The sequence below is a fragment of the Pedobacter sp. 10L46_2 genome (assembly GCF_056395165.1).
This window is the reverse complement of sequence record NZ_JBFTIZ010000295.1, coordinates 1-5302: the sequence shown is the minus strand read 5'-3', so window position 1 is coordinate 5302 and position 5302 is coordinate 1. Positions and strand designations below refer to the sequence as shown.

Below are 5302 nucleotides of genomic sequence, written 5' to 3'. Positions count from 1 at the left end.
GGTTGGTATATTTCCCTGTTTTTAAATTGTAAACAAATACACCTGACTCTGTTGCTACCCAATATTCATCTCCACTATTGTGAATAAAGTTCTTGGCATAAATACTTGTCTTATCCTTATTAAAGGTTAAAATATCTTTATAGCTCAAAGTAGCAAGATCAAACAATTTTACGCCCTGATGTGAAGTTCCTATTAAAATAGAATTAGAGGCAGTAGCATATATTTTATCTATCCAATGGGAGATAACGGGTGGTGAATCTTTAAAAAGGTTAAATGATGTAAAGCTATCCTCTGCCTTATTATACTTTCTGATTAACCCCTCGGGTGATGATACCCATAGTGTTCCATCACTTGAAAATGTAGTTGCCGTAGCTTCAAAATCCTGATGTTTACTAAACTCTTCGAAGGTGCGCCTACTCCTGTTATACTTGTAGAGTTTACGATCGGCAATAAAGCATATATCGCCATTACCGTGGCTTTTCATATCCCAAACGCCTTTGTTAAGTGTTATTGGTACTAGCTTAAATTGTTGTGTGGTATCGTTATAACAATACAAGCCATTTGAGGTGCCTACCCAAAGTTGCTTTCTTGCATCTTCAAAAATTGCCCTGATCACATTATTTCTGAGGCTGGTAGTATCGCCTGGTTTGCTACGGAATACTTTAAAACTATATCCATCAAACCTGTTTAAGCCATCTTTTGTTCCAAACCACAAAAAGCCTTTTGAATCTTGTACAATGCTAAATACGGAGTTGTAGGACAAACCTTGTTCTACCTGATAATGCCTGAAATAATACGGCTGTGCCTTTAAAAGGTTTAAAAAAACAAATAGGAAAAGAGCAGTTGTGGTTAGCTTTTTCAAGTTTAGTTTGTAAATGGTTAACGTTACAATTACCAGGGGGTTCTTGAATGGGCCAAATTAATTAATTTCAAATCAAATTGCGACGATTTGAATAAATTTTGAGCCGATTTGTCAAAACATAATTGCTTTATTTGAATATTCGTTCGGCCTGTTAAGCAGGGAGGAACACACAAATCATTAAACCAAGTATTCATTTATGAAATTATTTTCTTACTTAATCGGGCTATGCCTTTCCCAGTCGCTGATCGCATCAGCACAAGCACAAAACTGGAAACCGGTGCCCGGAAAGATCTCTACTCCATGGGCGGAAAAATTAAATCCTGCAAACCCCCTTCCTGAGTACCCGCGACCACAATTGGTACGCAGTAATAACTGGAAAAATTTAAATGGTTTATGGAACTACGCTATCAACCACAAAAACGAAAGCGAGCCTAAAGCCTATCAAGGTAAAATATTAGTTCCTTTTGCAGTTGAATCATCTTTATCTGGTGTAGGTAAAACTGTTGGTAAAGATAGCTTGCTATGGTACCAAACCAGCTTTGCGGTGCCTTCTAACATGAAAAATACCATTTTATTGCATTTTGGTGCGGTGGACTGGAAATCGGAAATCTACTTAAACGGGAAAAAAGTTGGTACACATGAAGGTGGATTTGATCCATTTTCTTTTGACATCACCCCTTTCTTAAAAAAAGGCGGCAAACAAGAACTAACTGTTAGTGTTTGGGATCCAACGGATAATGGGCCACAACCTAGAGGAAAACAACAAATAAAACCAGAAGGTATTTGGTATACACCAGTTACCGGAATATGGCAAACAGTATGGTTAGAAAGTGTTGCTAACAGCTATATCGCTTCGACCAAACAAACGCCGGATATTGATGCTAAATCTTTAACTGTTTCTGCAGATGTGCAAGCTGCACAAGCTGGTGATAAATTAAGGATTACTGCCTTTGATGGTGCATCGAAGGTTTCTGAGCAAGAGGTAGATGCCACGGAGGCAGCTACATTAGTTATTGCGAATCCGAAACTATGGTCGCCAGCAAGCCCATTCTTATACGACTTAAAAGTTGCGTTGGTGCGTAATGGAAAACCAGTTGATGAGGTTAAGAGTTACTTCGCTATGCGTAAATCATCAATGGGTCCGGATGCTAACGGCATCCAAAGAATGTTGCTGAATGACAAGTTTGTATTTCAATATGGACCATTAGATCAGGGATGGTGGCCAGATGGTTTATATACTGCCCCTACCGACGAGGCTTTGAAATTCGATATTATTAAAACCAAAGAAATGGGCTTTAATATGATCCGTAAGCACATTAAAGTGGAGCCTGCACGCTGGTATTATGAATGTGATAAACAAGGTATTTTAGTATGGCAGGATATGCCAAGTGGAGATTTGGGTAACCAATGGGAACCTAATTTAGGTACAATGGGTGGTACAGATAAAGACCGCTCTGCAGAATCTGAAGCGATATACCGCAAGGAATGGAACAAGATCATGGATGACTTGCATAACTTCCCTAGTATTGTTGTATGGACTCCGTTTAATGAAGCCTGGGGTCAGTTTAAGACCAAAGAGATTGCGGAATGGACTAAAGAAAAAGATCCTTCTCGTCTGGTAAACAGCGCAAGTGGTGGTAACCATGTTGTAACTGGCGATATTGTTGATTTACACCATTATCCTAATCCTAGAATGCCTAGACCTGACCTTTTTGGCCCAACTCATGCCATTGTTTTAGGTGAATATGGTGGGTTAGGTTTACCTGTACCGGGGCATACCTGGAAAGAAAAAGATAACTGGGGATATCAGACATTTAAGACCGCAGATGAATTATTTGATAAATATGCTTCATTTATGACTGAAATGGAAGGATTAATTAAAAAAGGACTTTCGGCAGCTGTATATACCCAAACTACTGATGTTGAGCAAGAAACTAATGGGTTAATGACTTACGACAGAAAAGTGATTAAAGTGCCTGCAGCCAAATTAAAAGGGGTTACAGACAAACTTTACAATGCTGATCTTGTTAAGATGAATCCATAAAAAAACGATTTGTACGGAGAGGTGATTATTTCACCTAACCCCGGTAAGAATCTTGGCTTTACGGCTAATTTTCTTCCGGGGTTTTTTCGTTATAGATTATTCATACATTTGCCGCAATATTTTTTAAAAAGCCATGGGCCATCATAAACACATTCAAAAGCTAAGTGCTGCAGGATTACTAATCAGTTTAGGTATTATCTATGGAGATATTGGTACTTCTCCCCTATATGTATTTAAAGCAATTATTGGAGATCGACTGATTACACAAGATCTTATTTTAGGAGGTTTATCCTGTATAGTTTGGACACTTACCTTACAAACCACCATCAAATACGTTATTATTACTTTACAGGCTGATAATAAAGGTGAAGGTGGGATTTTCTCTCTTTTTTCTTTAGTTAAGCGAAAAGCCAAATGGCTGATCATACCGGCTATGGTTGGTGGGGCAGCCTTGCTTGCCGATGGCATAATGACCCCTGCGGTTACCGTTTCGGCCGCCATTGAAGGGTTGGGACTTATCTATCATGACTTGCCTACTGTTCCCATTGTGCTGGCCATCATTATTTTTCTGTTTGGTTTGCAGCAATTCGGAACCTCGCTTGTTGGTAAGGCTTTTGGTCCTATTATGTGGCTTTGGTTTACCATGATCGCTGTTTTAGGTTTTGTACATATTATGGAGTTGCCTGTGATATTAAAGGCAATTAATCCTTATTATGCGTATCATATTCTTACTACCAATCCTGAGGCCTTTTTAATCATTGGAGCGGTATTTTTATGTACTACGGGAGCTGAGGCCCTGTATTCAGATTTAGGTCACTGTGGGCGCTCAAACATCAGGATCAGCTGGATCTATGTGAAAATATGTTTGATATTAAATTATATGGGACAAGGCGTTTGGTTATGGAATTTACAAGGCCAACATCTGGGTGACGTAAATCCGTTCTACCATTTAATGCCGGATTGGTTCCTGATATACGGTATTGCGATTGCAACTGTTGCGGCGGCTATTGCCAGTCAGGCCCTTATTTCAGGCTCATTTACACTGATTGCTGAGGCTGTTAGGCTTAACCTTTGGCCAAAGGTTAAAATTAATTATCCGAGTGAGCAGAAAGGCCAGTTGTATGTTCCTTCTATGAACTGGATATTAATGGTTGGTTGTATAATTGTTGTACTGATTTTCCAGAAATCTGTTAATATGGAAGCAGCTTATGGTTTATCTATTACAGTTGCCATGCTAATGACTACTATTTTGGTTTCTGTATTCCTTTTAAGGAAAAAGGTTCCAAGGTATTTAATAGGAATATTTTTGTTGATCTATGGTGTTATTGAATTGACATTTTTGGCAGGTAATGCAGCAAAAATTCTGCATGGCGGATGGTTTACATTAATTCTGGGTATAACATTGTTCTCGGTTATGTGGACTTGGCACAACGGGCGTAGAATTAGAAACAGATACATGAAGTTTGTTGACATTCAGGATTTCTATCAGCTGATTAAAAACATAAGTGCTGATGCTTCTATTGCCAAATACTCGTCTAACCTGGTATATCTTACCAGCGCTAATTTTAACAGCGAGATTGAATCGTCAGTTATTTACTCTATTATCCAGAAACATCCTAAAAGAGCAGATGTTTACTGGTTGTTGCACGTAGACGTTACTGACGAACCATACACCTTGGAGTATGAAGTAGACCAAATGATACCGGGAAAATTAATTAGAATCGATTTTAGGCTAGGTTTTAGGGTTGAGCAAAGGGTTAATGCATTGTTCAGAAAAGTGGTGGAAGAATTAGTGCAGAGCGGAGAAATTGACATTACCAGTAAATACGAATCGTTAAAAGCCCAAAAGATTCCAGGCGACTTTAGATTTGTTGTGTTAGAGAAGATCATTTCAAACTCAAACAGCTTGAAGTTTATTGAGCGTGTTACAATGTCGTACCATAGAATATTGAAACTCTTGAGCATCTCTGAGAAGCGAGGCTTTGGATTAGACTCTAGCTTTGTTACCGTAGAAAAGGTGCCTTTGATAGTAGATATCCCCGATCCTATTGTAATGAAAAGGATTAAATAAAGTTATTTCCAGAAAGCAGGAAAACGCACTGTAATGAGAATTAAAGAGTTAGCTAAATACTTCAAAATAATTAAAAATATTTCTCAATTTATTTAGCAGAATAATTTTATAATCCTATCTTTGCACCCTCATCAAACAAAAGGAGCATGATTCCGTAGCTCAGCTGGTAGAGCATTACACTTTTAATGTAGTGGTCCTGGGTTCGAATCCCAGCGGGATCACCAAAAAACTTCAGGATTTGAGGTTTTAGTTTGATGAGAAAATGATTCCGTAGCTCAGCTGGTAGAGCATTACACTTTTAATGTAGTGGTCCTGGGTTCGAATC

The 5302-nt window shown here is 38.5% G+C and carries 3 protein-coding genes and 1 tRNA gene; 3 read left to right on the top strand and 1 reads right to left on the bottom strand.

Features of this window, described 5'->3' with window-relative positions; all coding sequences use genetic code 11:
* The coding region (locus AC1DDX_RS22890; protein WP_477622650.1) for a ligand-binding sensor domain-containing protein at positions 1-862 on the bottom strand (862 nt) is incomplete at its 3' end.
* A gap of 196 nt (positions 863-1058) precedes the next feature.
* On the opposite strand from AC1DDX_RS22890, the gene AC1DDX_RS22885 reads away from it, so the two are divergent.
* The 3 genes from AC1DDX_RS22885 (at position 1059) to AC1DDX_RS22875 (ending at position 5201) form a co-directional block, all read left to right on the top strand.
* Positions 1059-2906 carry a glycoside hydrolase family 2 protein gene (locus tag AC1DDX_RS22885; RefSeq protein ID WP_337716329.1) on the top strand — a complete coding sequence of 616 codons (1848 nt, stop codon included), beginning with the start codon at positions 1059-1061 and terminating at the stop codon, positions 2904-2906.
* 133 nt (positions 2907-3039) lie between these two features.
* Positions 3040-4977: a KUP/HAK/KT family potassium transporter gene (locus tag AC1DDX_RS22880; RefSeq protein ID WP_337716331.1), complete on the top strand. Its 1938-nt coding sequence runs from the start codon at positions 3040-3042 to the stop codon at positions 4975-4977.
* Positions 4978-5125: 148 nt separating this feature from the next.
* A tRNA-Lys gene (locus tag AC1DDX_RS22875) sits at positions 5126-5201 on the top strand.
* Positions 5202-5302 lie beyond the last annotated feature (101 nt).